Origin of the sequence: Rhodonellum psychrophilum GCM71 = DSM 17998 (assembly GCF_000381545.1) — a bacterium.
GTDB classification, from domain to species: Bacteria; Bacteroidota; Bacteroidia; order Cytophagales; family Cyclobacteriaceae; genus Rhodonellum; species Rhodonellum psychrophilum.
Genome location: NZ_KB906694.1, coordinates 25,889 through 51,075, shown reverse-complemented (window position 1 = coordinate 51,075; position 25,187 = coordinate 25,889). Strand labels below are relative to the sequence as shown.

The window sequence follows — 25,187 nt, the reverse complement described above, 5'->3', positions numbered from 1 at the left end:
AACCAAAAAACCATTCAAAATCATTTAAAATAGCAATATCATGGCAGGAGAAGCACAAGACAGTAATTGGCCATTACCAAAATTTTATTTCAAAGTGGATTGGGGAAGTACCACTGATATTCCTTTTCAGGAAGTGAGTGGCTTGGAGGTTCAGGCACAACAAATTGAGTACAGACATGGAAACAGTCCCGTGTTTTCTACCATAAACATGCCCGGAATCATCAAAAACAACAACATCACCATGAAAAAGGGGGTGTTTGCCAAGGACAATAAATTCTGGGATTGGTATACCAAGATCAAAATGAATACCATTGAAAGGCAAAATGTGGTTATCAAGCTTTGCGATGAGGGAGGCAATCCCACGATGACTTGGACGCTGAACAACGCCTGGCCAACCAAAATCAGTTCGACGGATATGAAGTCGGATGCCAATGAGGTGGCCGTAGAAAGTATCGAAATTGCCCACGAGGGCCTTACGATTAGCAATGGTTAATTGATATGGAAACAGTTAGTTTCTTCCAACCCGGCTACGTCCCGCCAACCGCTTTCTATTTTGCTGTAAAATTTCCAAGAAGCAAACCATTGGATAGCAGTTTTCAGGAGGTGTCCGGGTTAAAAGTTACCGTTGAAACCATGGAAATGAAGGAGGGAGGGGACAATCTCTTCGTCCATCATTTGCCACAATCCATCAAATATGAAAATTTGGTTTTGAAAAGATGTTTACTTCCCGGATCAGACCTGGAAAAGTGGTGCAGGAATGCCATTGAGAATTTCAAGTTTGAACCAAAGGACATCTTCTTGCACCTTTTGGCTCCCAAATCCAATATTTTGGCATCATGGTCGATTGTGCAAGCATTCCCAGTTTCTTGGGAACTGGGTAGTCTCAGCAGTACAAAAAATGAATTGGCCATAGAAACGCTTACTTTAAAATACCGGTATTTCAAAAAACTCAGATAAGCATATGACATTGATTATTAAAGAGCTTGTGATCAAAGGGGAGGTAATGGACCGGAATTTCCCGTTTTCCGAATCCCAAGTGGATGAGAAGGTACTGATGGAGTATTTGGCACAGATGAAGAAGGAAATCGAACAAGACTGTTTCGAAAAGTTGCTGGAAAAATTGGAAAACCGCAGCAGGAGGTAGAAATTTCATGTCAGAAGGGAAAATAAACAAAGTAAAGATTGTTGCTTATAGTGATCCTGATTACAGCGATCAGTTGGGGGATTATGAAGTCTTGGTTAATCCAAGTAAAACCTCAAAGAAAGGTCAACTGGAGTACACCAATAATTCCTCTCCAATTGGAGGAAGTGCAGAAACTATAAAATTCAAAGGTGCGGGCCCCGAAAAGTATGAGTTCAATTTTTTTTTCGACGGCACAGGCATCATTACCAGCAAAAAAGTCGACGATCAGGTTGAGGAACTTATAAAATTGATGTATTCCTATAATGGAGATATCCATGAACCGAATTACATCAAGATTTATTGGGGTACCCAATCCGAATTCCAAGGTCGGTTGACCTCATTTGAGCAAGTCAATACGATGATGGATACGGACGGAACCCCGCTTCGTGCCGAGATCAAAGCCTCATTTATTGGATCCAAATCACCTGAGAAAAAGGCATTGGAAGCTGGTAAAAACTCTGCTGATCTCACGCATATCCGGACTGTATTTGCCGGAGATACGCTCCCCTTGATGTGTTTTCGGATCTATGGTGACAGTGGATTTTACATGAAGGTTGCCGAGTTTAACCAGCTGGATAATTTCAGGGACATTTCTCCAGGTGATCAAATAATATTCCCCCCAGTAATCTAAAAGTATGGCCACACTTATTCAAGAGAATCCTCTACCGATATCTTTTTCCATTGCTATAAATGGATCCCCCATAAACGATAGCATAGAGGTTGTCTCCATCCGGATTTCCCAAGAAATCAATAGGATTGCCACTGCCAACATCCGGATTTTGGATGGCGGTGCTTTTGGGGTGGGTAATGAGGATTTTGATAACAGCAATGGTCCCGATTTTATTCCCGGAAACCAAATCGATATTTCTCTGGGTTATGGGGATGATAGAAACAAGGTCTATTCCGGTATTGTCCTTTCCCAGAAGATGGTCGTTAAAAGGAACAATTCCTTCATTGAGGTCGAGTGTCGTGACAAAGCCTTTAAGCTGACCAAGGGCAGGTTCAACGGAATTTATGTAGATAGTAAAGACAGTGATGTTTTCAAGAAAATCCTGAATGACAATGGTTTGGCAAATGAGGTGGCCCCCACCGATCAGATGTATGGACAATTGGTACAACACAGTTCCTCATATTGGGATTATATCCTGATCCGGGCAGAGGTCAACAATATGTTTGTATTGACAGAGAACAACACCCTGAAAATAAAGCTTTTTGATTTAAGTGTGTCACCTGACTTCAAAATCGGAGCAGATACTTTGGCTCTCGATGTGGACTTGGAGCTGAGCGCCGAAAATATCCATAAAAATTTCACAACCGTATCTTGGGATGAAGATTCACAAGCCATAAATGAAAGTACTGCAAGTTTAAGTGATTCTCTGAATCTTGGAAATCTCTCAGCGGTCAAGCTTTCGGGAGTCAATGAAGAAGTAGTGATCAGCAGGGCAAGTGCTGCATCTCTGGAAAAAACTGAGCTTGAAAATTTTGCAAAGAGTGCAGTGAGTCGGAGTGTGCTCAGCAAAATTAAGGGGAGAATCCAAATCCCCGGAACAGCCGAAATAAAAGCTGGCGATCTCCTAGAACTTTCAGGTTTTGGTGACCGGTTCAGTGGAAATGCTTTTGTTTCTAAAGTGAACCATGATTTGGAAGAAGGGAATTGGATTACCTCTATTTTCATTGGGCTTTCATCAAGATGGCATTCGTCCCTTCCCGAAGTGGAGGAGCATGAAGCTTCGGGTTTATTGCCTGCGGCAAAGGGCATGTATATAGGTATAGTCAAAGCCATTCATGAGGATCCAGACGATAATTTCAGGGTGAAAATATCCCTTCCGAGTTTAAAAAGTGAAACCCCAGATACTTTCTTATGGGCCAGGATTTCCTTTAACTATGCTTCCGCAAATTGTGGGATGTTTTTCTTTCCTGAAATAGACGATGAAGTCTTGGTGAGTTTCGTCAATAATGATCCAAGGTTTCCCGTGGTGGTGGGTGGTCTTTACAGCAAAAAGAACAGTCCAAAAGAGGTTCCCGATGAAAAAAATCAATTTAAATCCATCATCACCAAATCGGGCATTTCCATCAGATTTGATGATGAAGAAAAAATTCTCACCATTTCGACTCCCGGGGGAAACACCTTTGTTTTGGATGATAAAAATAAGCAAATCCTTGTCCAAGATCTCAATAACAACAAGTTGACGATGAATGACAAAGGGATTTCTTTGGATAGCCCAAAGGATATTGTCCTCAGCGCCAAAGGGAAAATCACTTTGGATGCAATGGATGAGATTGGGATATCTTCCAAAGCGGACCTGAAATCAAAGGCCCTCAACATCGCAATGGAGGCACAAGTGGGCTTCAAAGCAGCAGGAAATGCCTCTGCAGAAATATCCGCTTCCGGGCAAACCACCGTCAAAGGAGCGATGGTGATGATCAATTAAACTTAAAAAAAGATGCCACTAGCAGCCAGATTGACCGATATGCACGTTTGTCCCATGCAAACACCCGGTTTGCCCCCCATTCCTCACGTGGGTGGACCTATAGTAGGTCCGGGAACTCCCACTGTATTGATAGGAAAACTACCCGCAGCAGTTTTAGGAGATTCATTGGTATGTGTTGGCCCACCGGATTCCATCGTCAAAGGCTCTGCTACGGTCATGATCGGTGGAAAACCCGCTGCCAGAATGGGAGATTCCACTGCCCATGGAGGCTCGATCGTGCTGGGATGTCCTACAGTCATGATCGGTGGTTGATATGGAGGGTTCTGATAAATCATTTTTGGGAAAAGGATGGTCATTCCCTCCGGCATTTGACATAGAGTCAAAGAAGGTCAATATGGTGACAGAGGAAGAAGATATCGAACAAAGCATCCGCATTGTTTTGGGTACCGTGCCTGGTGAAAGGATCATGAACCCAAAGTTTGGCTGCAATATCATCAAGCATGTCTTTGAGACCTCTGATGCCACGCATTTGACTATGCTCAAGGATCTGGTTTATGATGCCATCCTTTATTTCGAACCAAGGGTGAAGATTCAAAAGATCAGCATTATCACTGACCGGATAGGAGATGGGGTTCTTTTGATCCACCTTTCTTATACGGTAATCATTACCAATACGCGAAGCAATATGGTCTTCCCTTTCTATTTCAGGGAAGGAACCAGTCTTTGATAAAATAAAATTCCGAAAATGAATAAAGGAATCAGTCAGAATGGACGCTTACCCAAAGCCCTGGAAAGTTCTTATTTTTCAGTGGATGAGCATACCATTTTGGATATGGTCCAATTTACCCTGAAGTTCTCGGAGAGTATCCATTATTTTTCCTTTGACAACAAGCCTAGCGCCAATTGGAAACCGTTTTTTCTCAATGACCCGGTTTTTGTCATCGGATTGATTGCGGGTGCTGAAATCCAGCATTTTAAATCAACAATAGACTCCATCCAATACAAGCTTGACCAGGGCAACGGCTATCAAAAAAAGGAACTGGAAGAAGAAGTCTGCACCCATATTCTGAGCTTGGCTGCCCATATCGTCAGGTGGAGCGATTTATTGGAGGAATCAAATTTCTCGGGTCCTTTGCTTCAAGAAATCAATAACATTCTTAAATTCCTCGAAGGCGAGATTGTTGCTGTTTTGCCTCTCCAGAAAAAATTCAGTGCTGGGTTTTTTGGGTTTGAGGAATCGATTGTACCCGAAAAGAGAACGAATATTGTCTTTTCAGAAACCTTTAAAACAGTCTATAAAAATATTTTATTTATCAAGGAAAAAGCAGCAATCAAGTTTGAAACCGAACTGTTTGATTCAAAAAACCACCATCCCCATATCGGGCTTCTGATTGCATTTTTCAAACTCTTCCAAGAAATCCAAAACGATACCAACAATTTCACCAAGAAACATCTCGATTTCTATTACAAAAAGCTCCTGTCCCAAAATGAAAAACCAGTTTCTTCCAGTTTTGCCCTTATAGGTATCCACCCAAACACTTCTTCCCCACAAGACTCTTTTATCCCAGCAGGCCAAAAAGTGAGGTTTACTTTTTCCAACAAATTGGAGGTGGATTTTGAAACCCTTTTTGACACCCAACTCAGTCAGGCAAACATTTCGGAAATAAGGACTTTATACCAAAGTGTTTATGATCCTTTTTCAGGGTCCAAAATGGGAGATGGGACTTTTCTGAATGTGGTTTATGATTCCTTGCTATACAAGGATGTGAAAACCAAACAAGTCAGTTTTCCCAATAAATTTTCCTCGAATCTCCCCGTCATTTTGGGTGAGGGACAATCCGATAAAGGATTCTCCGAAAGGACCATGTGGGAGAGTTCTCTTGGCTTGGCGGTCAGTTCACCGGTTTTGATAGTGGAGCAGGGAGGCCTGCGAGTGGTGGTTTCCTTGAGTTTTTCAGCCAATTCCCTATTAAAATTCAAAAGTGAATTGCTCAATCTCCAAATCCTAAAGGAAAGTGGAACCAGTGGCAAAAACCAAGGAGCAGCCATCAGTGAAAGAGAACGCATTGCCTATATCAAGACCTTTCTGAGGGAAGCTTTTCAAATTTCCTTTACGGGACAAAGTGGATGGAAAGATTTGGACTCATTTTATCCAAATTACCTGGATACGGAAAAGGTTTTGGAATTTTCCTTTGAACTGGATCGGGAGGAGGAAAAGCCAGTTCCCTACCAAAAAGAAATACATGGAGAGGATTTTGACACGGAATGGCCTTTGCTGAAAATTGTACTCAACAATCAAGCGCAATTGCATCCTTACAAGCCTCTTCGGTTGCTGGAAATCGAGGAGGTTTCCATTGAGGCCCAGGTCACAGGAGTGGAAAAAATGAATCTTTCCAATCAATTTGGAGATCTTGACCAAAGCAATCCCTTCCAAGCCTTTGGCCCCTTGCCAAGCCAAGGATCTTATTTGCGAATGCGGAACCCATTGATTTTCCAAAAATTCCTTTCGGAGCTGGTCATAAACTATAAATGGAGCGCACTGCCCCAAGACCGTTTGGGATTCAAATCCTATTACAGTTCCTACCCCTATGGGATTGACAATGCCTCTTTTGTCGCGGACATCACCCTTCAAAAAGGGAAAAAGCAAGTGGTGAATTCTGTCAACAATCAAAAATTCCAACTTTTTGAGTCGGAGGAAAGAGAGGATGGCACCTATCTAAATCCCTATACGACCCGGGAGGTAAACCTGATTTGTTTTGATTTGGCGGAAGGGACGGGCTTAACGGAAGCAGAGCGAAACAGAAATGAACTTTCCATGCTGATCACGCTGATAGAACCGTCCCAAGCTTTTGGGCATCACGCCTTTCCCGAGCTCTATGCGAATGCCTCCATCGAAAACAGCCGTTTCAAAAGAAAGAATATTGACTTGCCAAAGCAGCCCTATACTCCAGTTTTGGAACATCTCCTGGTAGATTACAAGAACCAAGCAAAAGAAAATCTCTCGAGGGAAAATGCCGGTAAAAATCAATCGATAAAGCTTTTCCATCTTCACCCATTTGGCCATGTTTTGGTCTATCCAGCATCTCTGGAGTCATTTTCCTTTCTCTTGCCACAACTGGATCCGGAGGAAAAAAAACCAAGGGATATGGCCAATAAATTCGGATTGAAAGGTAATTTATTTATTGGATTGGAGGATGTGAGGCCGAATGAAAACATCAATTTGGGCTTTGAACTTGAGTCAGCCGTCTTCCAGATTACCGCCATTCATGCACCTAAAATGCAATGGGCCTATTTGGATAAAAACAAATGGCTACCCATGGGGAATTTGCTGATGGAGGACAGTACGGTGGGATTTTTACAATCGGGAGTGGTCAAAATCAAAATCCCAAATGTCTTGACCACAGACAATACCCGCTTGCCGAAGGGGAAATTTTGGTTGCGGATATTTTATGAAGGTGAGACGGATTTGAAATCCAGAATCAAGAATATCCTGATCAATGCCCTGATTGTAAGGAGTGTAATCCCAACCCAATCCATAAAAACCGGAGAGGTTCCCCCAATCCGTGTGGAAAAAACCGCCATTCTCCATACCAATTCCAGCCTGCTTTCCTTTGGACCGTTTCATTTGGACATCGGTCAGGATGCGGAGAATGAAGATCAGTTTTATCTTCGGACAAGTGAATTGCTCAGACACAAAAACAGGGCGTCTTCGACTTGGGATTTTGAGCGATTGGTCTTGGAAAAATTTCCTGAAATCGGGACTATACTGGTTTACGGAAGGAGTTCCTTTCCCAACCAAATGATAAAGGGGACCAAAGTACAGGTGTTGGTGACACCCAAAACCCTGGGTCCCAAAAATGAAAGTGAGGGCCCCCAAATGGTTCCTTTTGTCACCTTGCTAAAGATCAAGGACTATCTCTCCAGCAAAGTATCTCCTTATGCGCGGTTCGAAGTTTCGAATCCCGTATTTGAAAAACTGAAAGTGAGATGCAGTGTCAAATTCAATATGGAACAGCAATCCGGATACTTCAGGGATCTTTTGGTGAAGGAGTTGATTGATTTTCTTTCCTCGGACTCGGCAAACAAGCAGGGGCAATCAGGATTCCTTCAATCCATTTACAAATCCGAGATCCTGAATTTTATGGAAGCCAGGAATTATGTGGCTTTCGTGAGGCAGTTTTCAGTATTGCAAATCGTCGAAGCCCAGGGCGCTTACAATGTCATCGATACGGCCGTTCAGCATCAAGGCAGGGAAATCGAATTGTTGAGAACAATTTCACCTTACGCCATTCTCACCTCTGCCAAAGACCACCACATCGAAGTCATTTATGATGATGTTTCCAGAAGCCCTGTAATGTCCAGCATTGGAGATTTATCCATTGATTCCGACTTCGTGTTGAAATAAACCATTTAGAAATAAAATTATTCCAAAACATCCAATATGGAAGAAATTGACCGTCAAAACAAAATCATCATCAATAATAGGGAGCAACTGAAAAAGTTCTTCAAAAAGGGGATGCTTCCCACGGAGAATCATTTTGCGATCTTAATTGATTCCATGTTCAACAAAGCAGAGGACGGAATCAACAAAAATGAAACCGATGGATTGATGGTGTTCCCCGCTGGTGATGAACAGAAATTGCTGAGTTTTTATGATTACATCAAGGATAAAAAGGCTTCTTGGGTCATTGTCAGCAAGACCGGGGAAAGCAAAGGCTTAATCATCAAGGAAGATAAAAACGAATGGCCCACCATTTTCTTTGAACAAGGAGGGAAGGTTGGGATAGGGACCTTGCTGCCAAAACAGAAACTCGAAGTCCAAGGCATCATCGCCTCCCAGGGAAGGATGGGGACATTTAAAGAGGGTAATATACCCGCAGACGGGCAGTGGCACGACATTCTCGTAAATCTTAAAGGTTGCAATGCATTCGAAATAATGGCATTGGCAGGCCAAAAAAATAAAGGGAAATATGCCCTGATGCACGCCACTGCCATCAGTACTTTTGGAAAATCCCATTCCAAAATCTCGAAAACCTGTGCCTATTATGGTTTTTGGTGGAATAGAATCACTTGTCGCTGGCAGGGGGATACTTTTGAATACAAACTCCAAATGAAGACATGGAGCAATTATGGCAAAGAGGCAAAGATCAATTACAAGATTTCAAAGTTATGGGACAATAGCTTTAACCTGGAAGAGGGATGATGGCTGACAGTACAAAAGGGTTTTCCAAAAATGAGCCGTTGAAAGGCACTATGGATTTCAATTATTTGAAAAACAAAGGGCTGCATTACGTGCAACAACTCAGTGGTGGGATTTGGACAGATTATAATGCCCATGATCCCGGACTGACAATCTTGGAGCAACTCTGCTTTGCGCTTACCGATTTGGCTTACCGCTCGGCCTATGATGTGGAGGAGCTGCTGACGACCTCTAAGGATAATCCCATTGATGCCAAAAACAACGGGTTTTCTTCACCACGTATGGTATTCAGCAGGCATCCCGTCACTTCCAATGACTTCAGGAAATTGCTGATCGATGGCTTCTGGCAAATCCAGAATGTATGGATCAATCCGGTCATGCCATACGACAGGGAGGAGGGACTCTGTGGTCTGAACAATCTTGAAATTCTTCCTTCACTGGCTTTTCAAAAACAACTTCGGAAGGATCCAAATCTGGAAAATGATTTCCTAAAAAGCTTGCGTACTTTCCTCAATCGTCACAGGAATTTAGGCGAATATTTTGGTGAAATTACGCTTCTGAAATCACAACCATTCAAGTTGGAAGCCAATATCAATATCCATCGCGACGAAGATCCTGACCAAATCCTGGCAGCGATCCTCTTTGGTCTCGAGAAATTTCTTTACCATCCGGTTGCTTTTTCGAGTTTTGAGGAATTGAAGGGGGAGAAAATGGACATGAGCGATATCTTTTCCGGTCCAAGGTTAAACTCTGGTTTTATCAAGGATTCGGCTCTCAAAGACAGAAAATACGAATTGCATTTGGAGCATTTTCAGAAGATTTTTACCAGTGTTTCCGGAGTGGAAAAGTGTTGGGAAATCAAAATTGATTCCCAGCCTGAAAGGAAATTTTTAAAGATCAAGCCAGGTACCTATGTCAATTTGAACATTGACGATTCGGAGGATGGGGTTTTTAGGACCATCAGGATTTTTTCCAACGGAAACCCAATGAGGACAGACAAAAACAAGGTGAACAACCTGCTGCTTGAATTGTGGTCAAAAAACTTCCGGAGCTACCAATTGGATCATTATCAAGAAGACTATTTTGAAAAAAACTTAAAAGGAAATTTTCGAAATCCAGGAAAATACAGTTCCATCCAGCATCAGTTTCCCTTGATTTATGGGATTGGTAAAGAGGGAATTTCAACACGGGAAACCGATGGTAGAAAGGCGATGGTGATGCAACTTCGTGCCTATTTGGTATTTTTCGAACAGCACATGGCCAATCACCTGGCCCAGCTCGCCAATCTCAACAATATTTTCAGTATCTCTTATCAAGAAAAGTCAACCACTTACCATTCCCAAAGACTGACCTCTGTGGTCGGATATGAGGATTTGGAAATAAAAACAAAAAGCGATTCCGGATATGTTGATGTCAATATAGGTTTTGATTCCAATCCATACACCAGTGAAAGCGAATCTGAATTTCTTGACCGAAAAAACAGGCTATTTGATCATCTTCTGGCCAGGTTTGGAGAAAAAATCGATGATCTGCCTTTTTTAATTGCCTTGAAGCTGAATTTGATCCCAAATGAAACAGAGTTCCGAAAGGTATTGCTCAAGCGGAAATCCTCTTTTCTGATCGCGCTGGAAAACATCAATTATTACCAAAACAAAGGTGAATTTTTTGACCAAGAGAAGAATTCATTTGAGTGGCTTTCGGGCATTGAGCAGATTCTGCTTGTCAAAACAGGCATTCAGAAGAAAAACAGCTCTTTGGTTTCAAAGATGATCACCAAAAGGGAAGGGGAGATCTTCACAGATACTGACTATGACTACCAAAATCCCAAAGTGAAACAGCAAGATTTTTTGGAAGGATTTAGATTGATCACGGAATCTGAAAAAAAATGGGCCATCAACCAAAAGATAGAAGGGGGGATTCCGAATATCCATTTTGGTCCAATTGGCTTGAAAAGACTGATGAAAAATGCAGTGGATTTCAGAAAGTATATGCTTTCCAAGATAAAATCCAAAACCGATTCTGTGGAGGTGATTTTCCAAAAAGAACCCAATACATGGGTCGGTCTGTTGAAAGCACCCAATGAATCGGAAGCCATCCGAAAAATCTCAGAAACCATCCACTATTTCCGGCAATCCAACTTGGATGCGGAGGGGTTTTACTTGATCGATCATATTCTCTTGAAGGATTTTTTGGATAAATGTCTGTTGGGTTTTTATGTCGTGGACCATGAAGGGAAAAAAACCTTTCAGTCCGAATGGGCAAAAACCGAAGAGGAAAGACGTACCCTGCTGGCAGAATTTTACCACTTTGGAAAGGAAAGAGCATTCTATTTCCGTGAAGAAAAGTCAGTGGTGTTGAAAAATAGTTTACGACAGGTTTTGGCCATTTATACATTGGAGGAAGGAGAGACTTTCAATGAGCAAGAATTTGAATCCCTTGTCCAAAGCAATAGGGAGCTGTCCATGTTGATGGTCGGGACCGACGAGGAAAAAGGGAATCTTGGCTTGTCGGAGGTCGAAATGATCCGATTGAAAGGCACAATTCAAGGAAAGAATTTTCGACAAAGGAGGGTAGTCCTCAACAGAAAACAGAGTACAGGGACTGTTTTTTCAGAAGATTTTTTTGACCAAAAAATCAGTATTTGTCTTCCGGATTGGCCTGCCAGATTTCAGGACAACAATTTCAGGGACTATTTTGAAAGTTTGGTCAGGGAGCGCATTCCCGCTCACCTTCGGGTAGAATTATATTGGTTGGGATTTCAGGAAATGGAGGTTTTCGAAGCAGCGTATTCTGATTGGTTGGAGCTCAAAAAAGTTGGATCAAAGGCCAATGAAGAAGAATTTGTCAAATCTTCCTTGGCAATACACAATTTGATTGTTGGCTGGAAGGGGGGAGCAAGAAAATGAGTATGCGATCCAATATCATCCAAAAATCAACTATACAGTTTCGCTATCAGGGCAAAGCCCAAGCCAACCGCTGTAACAATGTTTTGGAGCAAATCTTTGGCCTTCATCTGTTGCCGGAAATGGACAAAGCCATCACGGCTGTCTCCCCGGAAGCCGTTTCCATAGAGATGGAGCGTTTGGAGATTGATTTGGGTCAGATAAATGAGGAGGATCTTTTGACAAGATTGGGTCCCATGATTAGGGAAGCGATGGAAAAAGCACTCTCCAAAGCGATGGAAGATCAATTTGATTTCTTGAAACAAAGAAAATCCAACGATATGAGTCGAGATCAAGATCTTGATCTTGATCTTGAAGCCTTGACTTTTTATTTTCTTAAAGGCTATTTTCCTTATTGGTACGAAAAGAAATTGGAACTGATCGATTCCATGGAAAAACTATTGCTCTCCAATCCACTTGGGATATCCAGGATGATGATCCAAAATGCAAGAAATTTGGAGTTTACAAAAAGAATTGCTTTTGGATTGCCTTTGGAGAATTTTGACAATCTGTTGGGTGTATTGAGACCTAATGAGGCCACTTGGATTTTGGAGTACCGTGGTGAAATGCTAAATGCACTTCAGGAGGAAAAAGTGTTCAAATCAAAACCATTTGGGCTCGAAAAATCCATTAATTTATTCATTCTCCGGTTTAACTTGGAGGATACCGGTGGCAGTTTTAACAAACTAAAATTTTCCGAAAGAATACTCAAACAGACTGCCGCACATTATAATATGGATTTTGGATCTTTGATCAACCAGATGGTGAAGGCTTTGGAAATCCTAGAAAAAGACACGTTATCCTCTAGACATTTGGGAAATGTGCTGAAAGCAATCCAAAACCAGAATCAGATGGTAAGGGATGATTTTGAAGTTCCCACACCAGCACCGAAAATCAGCTGGCTGAAATTGCTCAACAACAATACCTGGGAGGCTTTTAAATATCAGGTTTCCCCAGTGGAAAGAGAAAAAATCAGTTTGTTTTTTATTCGGGAAAGCGGTGGTACCAATATCCTTGATAACCTGAAAATCAAAGGTCTTTACAATTTGATCCAATTGTTATCCGGCCAGACATCTGCTCAGATAAAGGAGATGATTCAGCGATTTTTTACCTCGGAAAGGATTGGTCTAAGTGGCTTCTCGGAAGAAAATGAGTTGCGGGTCCTGCTAAAGGAAGGCGTTTGGGCCATCACGGAGTCAGGATCAAAAGCCAATCCGATGGGATTTTGGTTTGGACTCCTGGTAAGATCTGCGCTGAAGGTTAAACCCGCGACGGGTACACTTATCAAAGCGCTTGAAGAATTTGGCGAAAATGAAATAGTCGGACATTCAAAAGCCATTCTTTCGAAAGAAATCACTCAAAGTGCAATTGATTCAGACGTCAGATGGCAGGACGGGAAGTTTGAAATGAAATCAACCGGTGGACTTGGCATTGATGAAAAACAGATAAAAAACAAAATCATCCGCCATTATCTTGTGTCAGGTATTTTATCCCCATCCCAGCAGGACTTGGGAAAGCAAGACATCAGGCGTATTTTTGAAGATTTGTTGCAAGAAGGGGAGGTTTTGATCTCAAAACTGATTGAGGATGCGGTCGACCCATCTGAGTTGTTGTACAGGTTGAATCAACTGATAAACAGAAAAAACCAAGCGCTATTTTTGAACTATCTGAACAAACAATTTGAGCATTTGATTTTTGATTTTTTGGAGGTGGATGACCATTCGGTTCCCGCAACCCAATCGGTTTTGGCAACTGTTGCATTTAGAAAGAACCTTTTGTCTGCATTGATTTTGGGAAAGGGAAACCGAAAATCATCAGTTTTCAAGTTTTATCAAGCCAAATATCATTTGTCATGGATTGCCAATGTTGGGGATTCGCCGGATAAAAGCAAGAGGGACTTCGCCACTTTGGATGCTCATCTTTCAGAATTCATCGGATTTCTGGATTCCTTGGATCCTAGCTTGGGTCTCAAAATAGGGAAATTGTCTAGGGATTTGTTTTGGTACAAGAAGATATGGGAACAGCCTTTCCCTTTATTTGCAGGCCAAATAACCAAAATAAAGAAAAAAAACTTTTCCTTCGAGACAAGGGACGAAAGGAGCGGAATCCGCAAAGCTTTGCTTCAATCAAAGTATGTTTTGGAAAGACTTTTTAAAGTTGCAAAAAACTCAGAGGAAGATTTCGCTGCCGTAAAATCTTCCATGCATGAGATTCAAAGAAGGGAACTGAGACAATTTGCCGATTACCTAAGGACAGATGTTACCTATAGAACGGGGCAAACCTACCCTATGGAAATTTCCGTAAAAAAGATATTTGCCCAACATTTGGTACATCCTGAACCTTTGATTGATTTTATAAGGAATAACAAGGGGATCGCCCATAAAATAGTTTTTCATTTCAAAAAGTACTTATCCAAGAAAGAGTGGGCCGAAATCTCAAAATATATTCCGGAATTTGAGGGAGTTGATGGTTTCCCGAAAAATACGATCACGGATCATCACACAGTTCTGAATAACAGCTTTGATGTGTTGGTTAGTATTTTCCTGACCAATAAACCGGATCCTAAACGACTTCGCTTTTACTTGGCAAAGATTGAGTTAGGTGAAAAGGAATTGGATAAATTGAGTAGGATGTTCTCCCCTCAAGAAATCACTTCCATTTTTTACGGCAACGATATCAAGCGAATTGACAATGTGAACCGCCTTCTTGAATTGCCGGGTAAATTGCTCAAGTCATCCAGGTTTGACAGCAATTGGCTGAAGGCTGTTTTTGAGGCCAGTATTCATTCCTTTCTCAAATTCGGTGTTTTGGATACGATCTCTGACTTTCCCAAAGGGTTGTTTGACTTATTAAAGGATTCCAAAATTGGGAAACCGGTTTTGATGGCTTTGAAGATTGAGATTTCAGATTTTCCTATGTTGGAGAAACCATTGGAAGAATCCGAGCAGTGGATGATAAGGGAACTGGACGCAGACGGATCCATGCAAAAGAGAGGATTCAATGTTTTCCAGAAAGAAAAAATCCAGAGTTACCATCCGATTTCAGCCCTTCATTTTTGGGCATCAAAAGGGTATTTACCCTGGTGGTCCAGATTTAAAACCATACGCAATATTTTATTGGATTTGGGACAAAACAAGCTGACAATCAGCCAATCCCAAGAGGAAAGTCTAGCTTTGTTGTTCATGGATACTGGATTCTTGGATAAGGTTAGCGAGGTGTTTTCCCTATCCGAAATGGGAGAAATTGTGACTGAATTGAGTAAAAAGGATGCATTTCATCCAATTCATAAATTCTTTGTTCAATTTACCTCCAAGCTTTCACACCACTCAAAGTCAGAGATGAAAATTGAATCCAAGTCCGGATTCCTATCGCCAAAACTGGATGTTTCCACGGTTTCACTTTTCAAGAATATAGATAAAGAGACTTGGATTTTTTCCTACCAAACAGACAAAAGCCTGTTGGATACTACCATTTATCACCAAGAAGATAAGGTACTTAGCCAAAAATTCTTCAAGGAAGATCCGAGAATCAAAAAGCAAGTCCTTGGATTACTGATGCTTTCTAAATTCATGTATTTTGGCAATTTGAATGCTGTCAAATGGAGGAAAATGGTTTTTGAATTTTCCCTTCAATATTATAGCATTGGATCAATAAGCTACACAGAGAAATTCCATGTGGCATTTTTGATTTTTATCAAAAGGAAATATGCGATTTATAATTGGAAGGGTGTTTTTCAGGCGATTTATCTCCGATCCGAGAAAAAAGAACCCGATGCTGTCCTTCCGCCAGCATTTGTTTTGGAATTTGGTTTAGACAGAAAGACGTTGGCAGTTCAACCTGAAAATAAAGGTGAAGTAGGTGATCAGGTAAGGATTGGCAATGCCGGATTGATATTGGCTTGGCCCTTTCTTACGATGCTCTTTGGAAGGCTTGGCTTATTGGATAAGAATCAATTTGTAGATGAAAAAGCCCAAAACAAGGCAGTTTATCTGCTTCAGTACATGGCTTTTGGACACATGGAATTTCCCGAATATGAGCTTGTCTTGAACAAATTATTGGTGGGCCTTCCTGCCAATGTCCATTTGGAGCAGGAAAGTATGCTGACAGAGGAAGAATCAACGCTGATCAATAGTCTGCTCAATGGCATGCTTAATAACTGGGAAAAGCTCAAAAATTCCTCCATTCAAGCCATGCAAGAGACTTTCATCCAGAGAGAAGGGGTCTTGAAATTTGAAAATACCCAAACAAGCTTGAAGGTAGATTCAAAAGGGGTGGACGTTTTGTTGGATTCCATTTCATGGAATTTCAAAATGGTAAAACTGCCATGGATGGAAAAACCACTTCAAATCACCTGGCGCTAAACAATATGGAGATCCAAAAATCATTATTACGGAACGTGAAAAAAATAGGAAAAAGTAAGCCTTTGATCATCCAAATCGTCCTTTTGGGGTTTTTTTGGTTTTCCCCGTACGTGGCATTTGGTCAGGTTGGTCCCACGCGTATCGTCGTGGTTGGGGATTCTATTGAAAAATCAACAAAGACGAGAGAAGGGTTTTTGAATCAATTGGTTCAACCCTTCAGATTGAGGGAGAATAAGAAGGAAAGAATACTGAAATTGATTCGTCAGATTGCCAATTACGGAGACTTGCGCGTGGACTCGACTACAGTCAACAACATCACGAAAGAACTATTGGATCTCACCACAAATTATGAGCTCACCAAGAAAGAGAACCAGGACATTCAGGAAAATATCAAAGGGATATTGAGTGATTTGAAATCAAAAGCACCTAGGCAAGTGATCGATTCCATTCAAAATCAGATTGGTCTGGTTTTGCAAAGCTTGGCGGACGAATCCAAAAAAGAAAGCATTGAACAGCGGAATGAAATTCTAAAAAAACTAAAAGAAATAAAAAATATCGAATTCAAGTGTGGGATAGGGAGTTCTTTTCCCCAGGAGTACCAAATCAACGACAGTACTTTCGTCACCTACCAAAAATGTTTGACCGCAAAAACAAGGGTTTTTGGCTGGTTCAATTCATGGGTAAAGGATGCTTATGAAAACTTTAATTATAATTATCTAACCGATATTATTTATCATGGGTATGCATTGGGTCCAAATGGGGAAAACCAAAAACCTGAAGATCTTGAAATTTTAAGAAAGGGGAGTTTTTTCAAGCGGGCTGCGGGAGGCAATGTAGCTTTCTCTTTGTCTGTTTACAGCAAATCCAAGGTCGAAATCCAAACTTTCCTCCGAAGTCAATCCGCTCAGGATGTGCTGATCAATCGGATAAAGGAATTGCAAAAATCAATTCCCATCATGGGCATCAATGTTTATTTCGAAGACTTGTCACCGGGTGAAAAGGATCGGTTTTCTGCTTTTATTGCCAATTTGAAGAGTTCCTTCACCAAGGAGGAAGAGCCTTTTTTGGTTACAGTGACGCTTCCGGCGATTGGCGAGCCAATGGATAGGAATAGGGCCAATGCCTATGATTTCGATCAGCTGAACAAATACGTTGATTTCTTTATGGTTCAGACCAATGAATTGACGGTCTCGCACAGTCTCTTCCCGAGGGCTCCGAGCCCTTTGTTTTCTCCGGAGGGACAGTCTACTGGTTCCATCTCTTCCACCTTGGATTTTTATACCAATGGAAAAGTGATTCCATCTAAACTGGTTTTGACCCTGACCTATTTGGGGATCAGCTGGCGGGTACCGGATTTTTTTGGTGACAGTCCAGCGATCGGGAAGGGGAAATACCATAAGTTTATGGATATTCAAAAGAATTTTCAGAAGTCTGGAGATTTTTTTGAGGGGTCAGTGTATGGGTTTGATCCCGAACAGGTTTCCCCTTATTATAATTATTACGAAGATGGCCAAATGCGAAAAATTTGGTTTGAGGACGGAAACAGCCTTTACCAAAAGTACAACTATGCCCTCGAGCAATCCCTAGGTGGAGTCGCTATTTGGGATTTGGGTTGCGATGACGGTTATTTCGATCTTTGGGATGCTTTGGGTGCTGCGCTTATTGACGTGGATTCCGTGAAGATTTCAGAAAGGAAAGTGACTGAAAGTGAAAAGAAAAAGAGAGCATCATTTTTCGATTATTTGTTGGTTTATTTAAGTGATTTGATGTGGGCAGCACCAAATGATATTTATTTGGGAGATCCTTACAGGGAGGATTGGGATTCTATCAAGGATAGTGAAAAATATTGTCTGATAGATGCGTTCAAGATTTTATCGGGCCGGTATGATCAGTACAAAAGAGATTCTACTCTTCTTACCGATGATCAACGAAAATCCATCCAGCCCATGCTTGATTTGCATACTTCAAATATTTTTGATCGCAACAATAAAGAATATTTCAAGCCATTTATAGTTAAATTATCGGATTTGTTCGAAAGTGATGATAGGGATTCTACTTTTGGAAATACATCTGGAGTGAACCAAGGGAAATATAGGGATATCGAAATAGACCGAGGAAAGTATAAGTATTTGGAATCCGAAACCCAATGCTTGTGCATCTATACCCGTTGGAATGCTTATGCGGAATTTCATGGGATTGCGACTTTGGTATTGTTCTCCCTCTTTATTTTGCTCATTGGATTTACTTTTTGGAAAATAATGAAAAATGGATCGGATTGGTCATGGAAGGGACGTCTCCAAATCCTCAACTTCATCACCTTTATATTGACTTTGCTGATGTTTTTGGCCTATCTGTATTTCAAAATCGATTTCCCATATTTTGGGGCAGGAAGCGATGAAGTTCCTATTTTGGTTTTGTTCTTGATCATTATCTTTGGTTTTATTTTTGGGATGGTCTATCAAAAAATCAAAATGAGTAAAGAATATGAGGTCAGGGATTTGCCTTGAAGAAAAAATGGCTAGTGTAGAAATTGAGAACGATCCTTGTCGAAAAAAAAAGCCCTTGGGGGATTTGTCCTGCCAAGGGCCTTTTTCTTACTTTAAAATGGATCATGCAATCACCAGGATTTCGGTGTCTGTTTCTTATCCCCAATCATATCAATGATATTATCAGGGGTTTGAGTGCCTGTCATCTTGCCGTCTCTCATAACTTCACCGGCGATTGGTCTTTGGCCTTGGAATTTTGGGGGATGAACGTGGAAACTGAAGGTGATATCATAGCTTGGGATTTTCACCAACAATTCGAAGTCGTCCTTCTCCCTGCCCGGTATCGCCTGCCAAGTGCCATTTTCAATGTCAAATTCCGTAATAAAGACACCATTACCATAATTTTTAAGTATGTTGGAGGCCTCTCTTTCTTTTGACTTTGCACTCGCAAGTTCCTTCTTTACATTGGCAGCTCCCATCAAATTGGCGACGGTTGGATCTTCGTGGACCTTCTCTACGATTTTATCCACAGAATCGAAATCAATTCCAGATTCCTTTAATTGCTCGAGAACAACAACAGCTTCTTTAAATGCCCCATTAAAGTATCTCGCTGCAATAAAAATGATTCCAGCACCATCCCCACCAACCTTTACCCGCTGAAACACGATGTTCTTTATCCCTTCTCCTTTTGCTGTCGCCATCGAATTTGGATTCTCGGATTTCAGCTGAATGGACTTTGCACCCATGACATCCGCTTCTTTCTCCAATCCTGCATCGTCGTTTATGTTGATTCCTTCTTTCAGTTGAAGAGTGGGCTTCACCCTACCTTGTTTCTGTTGTACGACATGCCAAGCTTCATGCGGCAAATGCTTTTCCTGACCGGGAGCCAAATGGATATCTGTGCCTTTTGCATAGGCATGGGCTTTCAATTCAGCTGGTTCAGAGGAGTTATAATGCACTTTCACATCATCAAGGGAGTGACCGGAAAGATTTTCAACCCCATTTTTTAAATTGTCGGGGAGACCAGTTTCGTTCTCTTTTTTCTGTATTGAGATGGATTTCATTTGATGTTCCTCTTCCTCCAGCTCCATTCTTTGTGCGGTTTCAAACTTTCCCTGCAATGGTTCTTCTTCCTCCAGATCCATCCTTTGTGCATTCTCGAACTTTTCCTGCAAGGGTTCTTCTTCCTCCAGATCCATCCTTTGTGCATTCTCGAACTTTCCCTGCAAGGGTTCTTCTTCCTCCAGGACACTCGCTTTTTGGACGGATGTGTTAGGATTGAGCAAATCCCCAAATCCTTTCATTTGGAGCGATTGGGCTCCCATGTTTGCCATTTGACCAATCCCTGAAAACACATTGGATTCACTGCGTTTGTCATTGAAGGATTTTCCGATAGGCGGACTATTTTTGTCTGAATTGGATGGGGAAGGTATCGAGGTCTTTTTGTTGGATAAAATGGACTTGGATTTCATGACAAAATCGTTTTAGGAGGGTGGCAAAGCGAAAGAATACTTTTAAATATAGTATAAAATATAGGTAGATCCATGTATTTATCCTTTAATAAGAATGAAATTACCTCAAATTGGTTTTTATCTAGGGGTCAGTAAATTCGGTACAATAGGCTTTTCAACAAGTTTTGAGGAAAAGTAAAAATCTTCCCAAATGTTAAAATATGTGAATTATGTAACTATTAATTTTTTTTATGTAAAGTTTTTAGGGGACAGAATCTAGACCTTTGCACGCTCTTAAAAGTGTCGAATTGTTAACGGCAAAAACAAATTATCTAACTTAATATTTATTATGAAATTTTATTTAATCGTATTGATGTCATTGGTTTTGATGACTGAAACTGTAAGTGCACAAAATACTCCCCATGCCAATATCGGTATCAAGGGTGGCTTGAATCTTTCCAATTTGGATTTGGGCAATGGTCCTAGTTATGATTACAAAGCAGGTCTTCATCTTGGCCTTTTGGGTCATATTCACTTGACTAACCAATTTGCATTGCAGCCAGAAATCATGTACTCAGGTCAGGGTGCTAAATTCACGAACGGTGGTGTAGAAACAAAAATTAACTTGGATTATATCAATGTTCCAGTTCTTTTGCAATACATGTTTGACAACGGATTCAGATTGCAAGCTGGTCCTCAAGTTGGATTCTTGTTGGGTGCAAAATACAAGACCAACAACAATTCTTTAGACTTCAAAGACGATTACAAGTCAATCGATTTTGGTTTGGGTTTTGGTGGTAGTTATGTACATACGCCATCAGGTTTTGGTGTTGATGCAAGATACAATCTTGGTTTGAGCAACATCAATGAAAACACCAACACAACTTCTAAAAACAGAGGTTTCCAATTGGGAGTGTTTTACCTTTTGGGACACAAATAATCAACACAACATTTTTTAAAAAAGGGGACAACTGATTCAGTTGTCCCCTTTTTTTTACTGATGCTCGTCTCTTAAGAGATCATTCACCGTTTTCACTGGATTGAAGGTGATCAAGGGTACTTCCACAAAAACCGTATTCCAGCCAGCCATTGCCCCGTTCCAAAGTCCAGGGAGCTCCTGTGCTTTAAGATCTCGGCCACTTTTTGACTTTTCAGTGATGAAACCTGTCCTCATGTCCCTAAACTTGAGCAAATCAAATTTATTTCCCCGGTAATCTTTTGTTGCACACACCAAATCCACTGGATTGAAATGTGTTGAGGATTGAAAAATTTCTTTTTGATTGGGTTCGTCTGTATTGATTTGCGCAGTTTCGGCGATTTGAAGGGAGAGAGAGCCGTCATCCTCTTGGATCCAAAAAGGACCACCACCGGGTTCACCTGTATTTTTCACCATGCCACATACCCTAATCGGCCTGTCAAGTTTGTTCTGGAGATATCGTCCTTTTTCTTCGACTGGCATGGCAGAATAATGTGAAGGGATTTTCCCACCCATCATATCGCCAAATACATTTTCCGCAAAAGACACTGATTCTTGGTCTATGGCGTCTTCCAGTTTTGTCAAGGCTTCAAAAACCTCCCCCTGGATTTCCATCAATAGTCCGCCAATGGCAATTTTATAATCTTTGGTAGTACCTTTCAAGCGATCAGGCACGACATTGTCAATGTTTTTGATGAAAATCAAGTCCCCATCTATTTCGTTGAGGTTTTCAAGTAAGGCTCCATGACCTGCGGGTCGAAAAAGTATGCTTCCATCTTCTTCCAAAAATGGGCTATTGTCCATGTTGACGGCGATGGTATCTGTTGATTTTTTTTGCTGGGAGTATTTGACTTCGAATTTCACTCCGTATTCCTTTTCCAGTTTGGGTTGGATTTCGGCCACTTCAGCCTTGAATTTTTCTTCGTGTTCTGGAGAAACGGTAAAATGTAAACGGACCGTATTGTCTTTTCCCAGACCATACAGGACACCTTCCACAAAATGCTCATAAGTTGGGCTGCGATCATGATCTGGATAATGATGGAATTTCAGGAGTCCTTTGGGAAGGTTTCCATATCCCAAACCTTCGTCATTGAGCAAGTGCGCGACGATCTGTTTGTAATCCTTTAGGGACAAAGCCTTTTTGATGCTTGAATCTGATTTTTGGAGGCTCAGGTCCAAGTCTCTGAAAAAGGCAAATTTTTGGATGTTGTCAATGAACTTCTGCGTGAAAGGGCTTTTGGAAAGATCTCCATCGCCTTCCAGAAATGAAAACAGGTCCTTAAACATTCTTGATGCTGCACCACTTGCAGGTACAAATTTCACAATCGCTTTTCCAGCAGCTTTGGTCGGATAGCGATCTTGGAAATGCTTAATTTCAGAATCTGTCAAGGATTTGATGCCATTTCCAATCGTCGCGGCCGAGACAATGGGTAAAAATGGAAAACCTTCCTCAAAATTTTTGATTTGTGCTTTGACTTCATTGATGGGCATTCCTTGATTCTGTATCTGCTGCTCTAAAGATGTGTTCATGTTTTTAGGTTTATTGAAATTGAAAACCTTAATATAGAGATTGAGGCTGGTGTTTTAAAACATACACCAAGATATTTGCTCAGATTTCTGCTCTCATTTGAATGTGCTTGAGGGCTTCACTTTAGGCTTTCTTTTGCCCTTACCATGGCAAAAGGATTTTTTGCAATGGACAGGGTTCCCTCGCGGTGCAATTCATCGAAATTCGGCGCATGAAAAATTGGATTTTCATTCAGGTAGGGGAGTGTAAAGGAGCCCAAACACACTTGGTTTTTTTTATATTAGGGAAAATACGATTTTTTCTCCGGGTCTTTTTTGGGACAAAACATTGAGCGAACTGTCGCAGACATGAAGAATCCGCGGATAGCCTCCCGTCACCTGGGCATCCCGCATCAAGACAATGGGTTTTCCAGAAGGAGTGAGTTGGACTGTTCCGGGGTAAACAGGAGCGGTAAGAATTTCTGAAAGTGTGTTGATGACCGCTTCATTGAGGTGAATACCCATCCTGTTTTGCAATTTGGACAAGGTAAAGGGCTTTTGGGTCAGAATCTCCTGCTGACTCTTGGTCAAGAATCTCCATTCCGGTCCCTTGAAAACCTGTATCGTGTCGGTCCCAAACCAATCGGCTTTGATTTTGGCATAGGAATTAACGGGAACAAAGGGTTTTGGATCACTGAGGTAAAAAAGTTTGTCTCCTTTGGAAATTTTAGACTTTCTGGTAATTCCATCATAAAAGCTTCTGCTACCACCGATCAATTCTGATTCAATCCCCCCTTTGATCCCCATATAGAGCCATTGGCCTTTTTCAAATCTGATCACTTTGACTCGGTCTCCAGCCTTGATTTGAAGGATTTTACCCATGGGCACTTCCACGCCATTTTGTGTAATCACCGCAGTAGCACCTGTGAATACGATTTGAGTTTCCGATTCAAATCCCATTTCCGGACCCATCAGCGTCATTTCCAAACAAGCGGATCCTTCTTGATTCGAAAGGATTTGATTGGCTTTGAAATAGGAAAATTGATCCATGGCACCGGCGTAAGGGATGCCAAAATGGGACATCTTCTTCCGTCCCTGATCTTGGACGGTAGTCAAAATCCCTGGTTGGAAAAAAGTTATTTGTCCGGGTTCCTTAATCATGCTGCCATTCGTAATGTGGATTTGGAACTTGCTCTTGCAAAAATTTAAATTTTTCGACCGAAATGGGCTCAAATTTCACCTCATCTCCGATCTGGGGTTTGGTGGGGATTTTCTGTCCAATATCAAAAAAAGACAAGGGGCTTCTTCCGATAACTTGCCAGCCACCGGGGCTTTCGCAGGGATAAATCCCGGTTTGCTCGCCTCCGATGGCGACGGATCCTGCCTTGATCATCCTGTCAGGACTGGATTTTCTAGGCGTGTAAAGCCCTTCATTAAGTCCGCCCAGATACATAAATCCTGGCAAAAAACCATAAAAATGCAGCAAATAGGGTCTTTCAGAATGCAATTGAATGACTTGGTTTTCCGTCATATTATGGTTTTCGGCCACAAATGACAGATCCTTTGCAAATGGTTTTTCATAACAAACCGGTACAATCCAACAACTGCCTTGGTAAGTATTATCATCAGCCTTGATGGAAAGCAGGTGGTGAAATACAATATCCCACTCGTATAGGTGGGTTTTGTCTAGAAATGCTAAGGACAGGGTGTTGAAACCCAATCTTGCCTCTTCCAGTTTTTTGCCATAATGCTTCTCCAAAAAATCCTTCCATGCCAGTTGCTCGAACAATATATCCTTGGAAATTTTGGCGGGCCAGGAGATCTCTATAAGTTTTGGATGAACAATGAAAAAAGTTTTTTCCATAGCTTAGCTGTCAAATTCTTCGGTGATGCTTTTTAAAATTTCAAGGGCATTTGGATTGTCTCCATGAATGCACAAAGTATCTCCTTGAGCGGGGATGAATTTCCCTGTGTTGCTTCTAACTTTCCCTAAATTGACGATGTTTTTTACCTGATTCAATACCTCTTTCGGATTTGTCAGCAATGCATTTGGCAAGGATCTGGGCAATAAGGAAAAATCCTCTTGATAAGTCCTATCCGCAAACAATTCCACTTTGATGTTGAGGTTCTCTTTTACGGCCCTTGCAAAAATCTCGGATTTAGGCGGACAGTATAAATAGGAATCAGGGAAATTGTCCTTTATCAAACGGACAATAAGGGCAGCGGTTTTTGGATCTTTTGCAGCATGGTTATACAATGCTCCGTGGGCTTTGATATGGTACATTTTCATTTTCAGCCCATCACAAATAAATTTGAATTCTTTGATTTGATCCAGCAAGGATTGGTATAATTCCTCTTCCTCGATCTGGATCAGAACCCTTCCAAAATTGATTTTGTCGGGAAAGGAGGGATGTGCACCTACTTTTACACCAAGTTCCTTTGCCAACAAAAGGCTTTGCAGCATGTTCTCTCCATTTCCGACGTGGCCTCCGCAAGCGATGCTGCAGCTGCCTAGAAAAGGCATCAACAATGCATCATTTCCCATGCCTTCCCCAAGGTCACAGTTCAGGTCAGGAATCAGTTTGTTTTGTGACATTGCTTTTGCGTTAGATCAAAAATAACAATTCTCAACTTTAAAATTCACTTGGGA

At 41.4% G+C, this 25,187-nt stretch carries 18 protein-coding genes; 13 read left to right on the top strand and 5 right to left on the bottom strand.

Annotated features, from left to right (window positions below; all coding sequences use genetic code 11):
- Positions 1 to 40 precede the first annotated feature (40 nt).
- Genes F824_RS0122595 through F824_RS0122540 form a run of 12 tightly spaced genes read left to right on the top strand, consistent with a single transcriptional unit; the run spans position 41 to position 18,625 of the window.
- On the top strand, positions 41 to 493 hold the full coding sequence (locus tag F824_RS0122595; RefSeq protein ID WP_019600221.1) for a phage tail protein: 453 nt from the start codon (positions 41 to 43) through the stop codon (positions 491 to 493).
- A gap of 5 nt (positions 494 to 498) precedes the next feature.
- On the top strand, positions 499 to 957 hold the full coding sequence (locus tag F824_RS0122590) for a phage tail protein (RefSeq protein WP_019600220.1): 459 nt from the start codon (positions 499 to 501) through the stop codon (positions 955 to 957).
- A gap of 4 nt (positions 958 to 961) precedes the next feature.
- A complete protein-coding gene (locus F824_RS0122585) occupies positions 962 to 1,144 on the top strand; it encodes a DUF5908 family protein (protein ID WP_019600219.1) in 183 nt (60 codons plus the stop codon).
- Between the two features lie 7 nt (positions 1,145 to 1,151).
- A complete protein-coding gene (locus tag F824_RS0122580; RefSeq protein ID WP_019600218.1) occupies positions 1,152 to 1,814 on the top strand; it encodes a CIS tube protein in 663 nt (220 codons plus the stop codon).
- A 4-nt stretch (positions 1,815 to 1,818) separates the two neighbouring features.
- Positions 1,819 to 3,615: a type VI secretion system tip protein VgrG gene (gene vgrG, locus F824_RS0122575; protein WP_019600217.1), complete on the top strand. Its 1,797-nt coding sequence runs from the start codon at positions 1,819 to 1,821 to the stop codon at positions 3,613 to 3,615.
- Positions 3,616 to 3,627: 12 nt separating this feature from the next.
- Positions 3,628 to 3,927 carry a PAAR domain-containing protein gene (locus F824_RS27365; protein ID WP_026333869.1) on the top strand — a complete coding sequence of 100 codons (300 nt, stop codon included), beginning with the start codon at positions 3,628 to 3,630 and terminating at the stop codon, positions 3,925 to 3,927.
- Position 3,928: 1 nt separating this feature from the next.
- A complete protein-coding gene (locus F824_RS0122565; protein WP_031327240.1) occupies positions 3,929 to 4,342 on the top strand; it encodes a GPW/gp25 family protein in 414 nt (137 codons plus the stop codon).
- Positions 4,343 to 4,360: 18 nt separating this feature from the next.
- Positions 4,361 to 8,020 carry a hypothetical protein gene (locus tag F824_RS0122560; protein WP_019600214.1) on the top strand — a complete coding sequence of 1,220 codons (3,660 nt, stop codon included), beginning with the start codon at positions 4,361 to 4,363 and terminating at the stop codon, positions 8,018 to 8,020.
- A 36-nt stretch (positions 8,021 to 8,056) separates the two neighbouring features.
- Entirely contained in the window at positions 8,057 to 8,818 is a 762-nt protein-coding gene (locus F824_RS26450) for a hypothetical protein (protein WP_019600213.1), read from the top strand.
- Entirely contained in the window at positions 8,815 to 11,721 is a 2,907-nt protein-coding gene (locus F824_RS0122550) for a hypothetical protein (protein WP_019600212.1), read from the top strand. Before F824_RS26450 ends, F824_RS0122550 begins: the two co-directional genes overlap by 4 nt.
- On the top strand, positions 11,718 to 16,118 hold the full coding sequence (locus tag F824_RS27030) for a contractile injection system tape measure protein (protein WP_019600211.1): 4,401 nt from the start codon (positions 11,718 to 11,720) through the stop codon (positions 16,116 to 16,118). The genes F824_RS0122550 and F824_RS27030 overlap by 4 nt, the downstream gene beginning before the upstream one ends.
- A 35-nt stretch (positions 16,119 to 16,153) precedes the next feature.
- The gene (locus F824_RS0122540; protein ID WP_211218925.1) at positions 16,154 to 18,625 is read left to right on the top strand and encodes a glycosyl hydrolase family 18 protein; all 2,472 of its coding nucleotides are present in this window, start codon (positions 16,154 to 16,156) and stop codon (positions 18,623 to 18,625) included.
- Positions 18,626 to 18,735: 110 nt separating this feature from the next.
- Here F824_RS0122540 and F824_RS27360 read toward each other — a convergent pair whose 3' ends face one another.
- A complete protein-coding gene (locus F824_RS27360) occupies positions 18,736 to 20,076 on the bottom strand; it encodes an eCIS core domain-containing protein (RefSeq protein WP_019600208.1) in 1,341 nt (446 codons plus the stop codon).
- Positions 20,077 to 20,404: 328 nt separating this feature from the next.
- On the opposite strand from F824_RS27360, the gene F824_RS0122530 reads away from it, so the two are divergent.
- A complete protein-coding gene (locus F824_RS0122530; RefSeq protein ID WP_019600207.1) occupies positions 20,405 to 20,995 on the top strand; it encodes a porin family protein in 591 nt (196 codons plus the stop codon).
- Positions 20,996 to 21,049: 54 nt separating this feature from the next.
- Here the strand turns inward: F824_RS0122530 and F824_RS0122525 are convergent, their stop codons facing one another.
- The 4 genes from F824_RS0122525 to F824_RS0122505 all read right to left on the bottom strand — a co-directional run bounded on the left by F824_RS0122525 (position 21,050) and on the right by F824_RS0122505 (position 25,133).
- A complete protein-coding gene (locus tag F824_RS0122525; protein ID WP_022582346.1) occupies positions 21,050 to 22,561 on the bottom strand; it encodes a DUF4301 family protein in 1,512 nt (503 codons plus the stop codon).
- A gap of 273 nt (positions 22,562 to 22,834) precedes the next feature.
- Positions 22,835 to 23,698: a 5-oxoprolinase subunit C family protein gene (locus F824_RS0122515; protein ID WP_019600204.1), complete on the bottom strand. Its 864-nt coding sequence runs from the start codon at positions 23,696 to 23,698 to the stop codon at positions 22,835 to 22,837.
- Positions 23,691 to 24,401 carry a 5-oxoprolinase subunit PxpB gene (gene pxpB, locus F824_RS0122510; protein WP_019600203.1) on the bottom strand — a complete coding sequence of 237 codons (711 nt, stop codon included), beginning with the start codon at positions 24,399 to 24,401 and terminating at the stop codon, positions 23,691 to 23,693. Before pxpB ends, F824_RS0122515 begins: the two co-directional genes overlap by 8 nt.
- A 3-nt stretch (positions 24,402 to 24,404) precedes the next feature.
- Entirely contained in the window at positions 24,405 to 25,133 is a 729-nt protein-coding gene (locus F824_RS0122505; RefSeq protein WP_019600202.1) for a LamB/YcsF family protein, read from the bottom strand.
- Positions 25,134 to 25,187: the final 54 nt, after the last annotated feature.

Excerpts from the sequence above, each read along its gene's own strand:
- F824_RS0122595 (WP_019600221.1), top strand. The coding sequence starts at position 41 with ATGGCAGGAGAAGCACAAGACAGTAATTGGCCATTACCAAAATTTTAT.
- F824_RS0122590 (WP_019600220.1), top strand. The coding sequence starts at position 499 with ATGGAAACAGTTAGTTTCTTCCAACCCGGCTACGTCCCGCCAACCGCT.
- F824_RS0122585 (WP_019600219.1), top strand. The coding sequence starts at position 962 with ATGACATTGATTATTAAAGAGCTTGTGATCAAAGGGGAGGTAATGGAC.
- F824_RS0122580 (WP_019600218.1), top strand. The coding sequence starts at position 1,152 with ATGTCAGAAGGGAAAATAAACAAAGTAAAGATTGTTGCTTATAGTGAT.
- vgrG (WP_019600217.1), top strand. The coding sequence starts at position 1,819 with ATGGCCACACTTATTCAAGAGAATCCTCTACCGATATCTTTTTCCATT.
- F824_RS27365 (WP_026333869.1), top strand. The coding sequence starts at position 3,628 with ATGCCACTAGCAGCCAGATTGACCGATATGCACGTTTGTCCCATGCAA.
- F824_RS0122565 (WP_031327240.1), top strand. The coding sequence starts at position 3,929 with ATGGAGGGTTCTGATAAATCATTTTTGGGAAAAGGATGGTCATTCCCT.
- F824_RS0122560 (WP_019600214.1), top strand. The coding sequence starts at position 4,361 with ATGAATAAAGGAATCAGTCAGAATGGACGCTTACCCAAAGCCCTGGAA.
- F824_RS26450 (WP_019600213.1), top strand. The coding sequence starts at position 8,057 with ATGGAAGAAATTGACCGTCAAAACAAAATCATCATCAATAATAGGGAG.
- F824_RS0122550 (WP_019600212.1), top strand. The coding sequence starts at position 8,815 with ATGATGGCTGACAGTACAAAAGGGTTTTCCAAAAATGAGCCGTTGAAA.
- F824_RS27030 (WP_019600211.1), top strand. The coding sequence starts at position 11,718 with ATGAGTATGCGATCCAATATCATCCAAAAATCAACTATACAGTTTCGC.
- F824_RS27360 (WP_019600208.1), bottom strand. The coding sequence starts at position 20,076 with ATGAAATCCAAGTCCATTTTATCCAACAAAAAGACCTCGATACCTTCC.
- F824_RS0122530 (WP_019600207.1), top strand. The coding sequence starts at position 20,405 with ATGAAATTTTATTTAATCGTATTGATGTCATTGGTTTTGATGACTGAA.
- F824_RS0122525 (WP_022582346.1), bottom strand. The coding sequence starts at position 22,561 with ATGAACACATCTTTAGAGCAGCAGATACAGAATCAAGGAATGCCCATC.
- F824_RS0122515 (WP_019600204.1), bottom strand. The coding sequence starts at position 23,698 with ATGATTAAGGAACCCGGACAAATAACTTTTTTCCAACCAGGGATTTTG.
- pxpB (WP_019600203.1), bottom strand. The coding sequence starts at position 24,401 with ATGGAAAAAACTTTTTTCATTGTTCATCCAAAACTTATAGAGATCTCC.
- F824_RS0122505 (WP_019600202.1), bottom strand. The coding sequence starts at position 25,133 with ATGTCACAAAACAAACTGATTCCTGACCTGAACTGTGACCTTGGGGAA.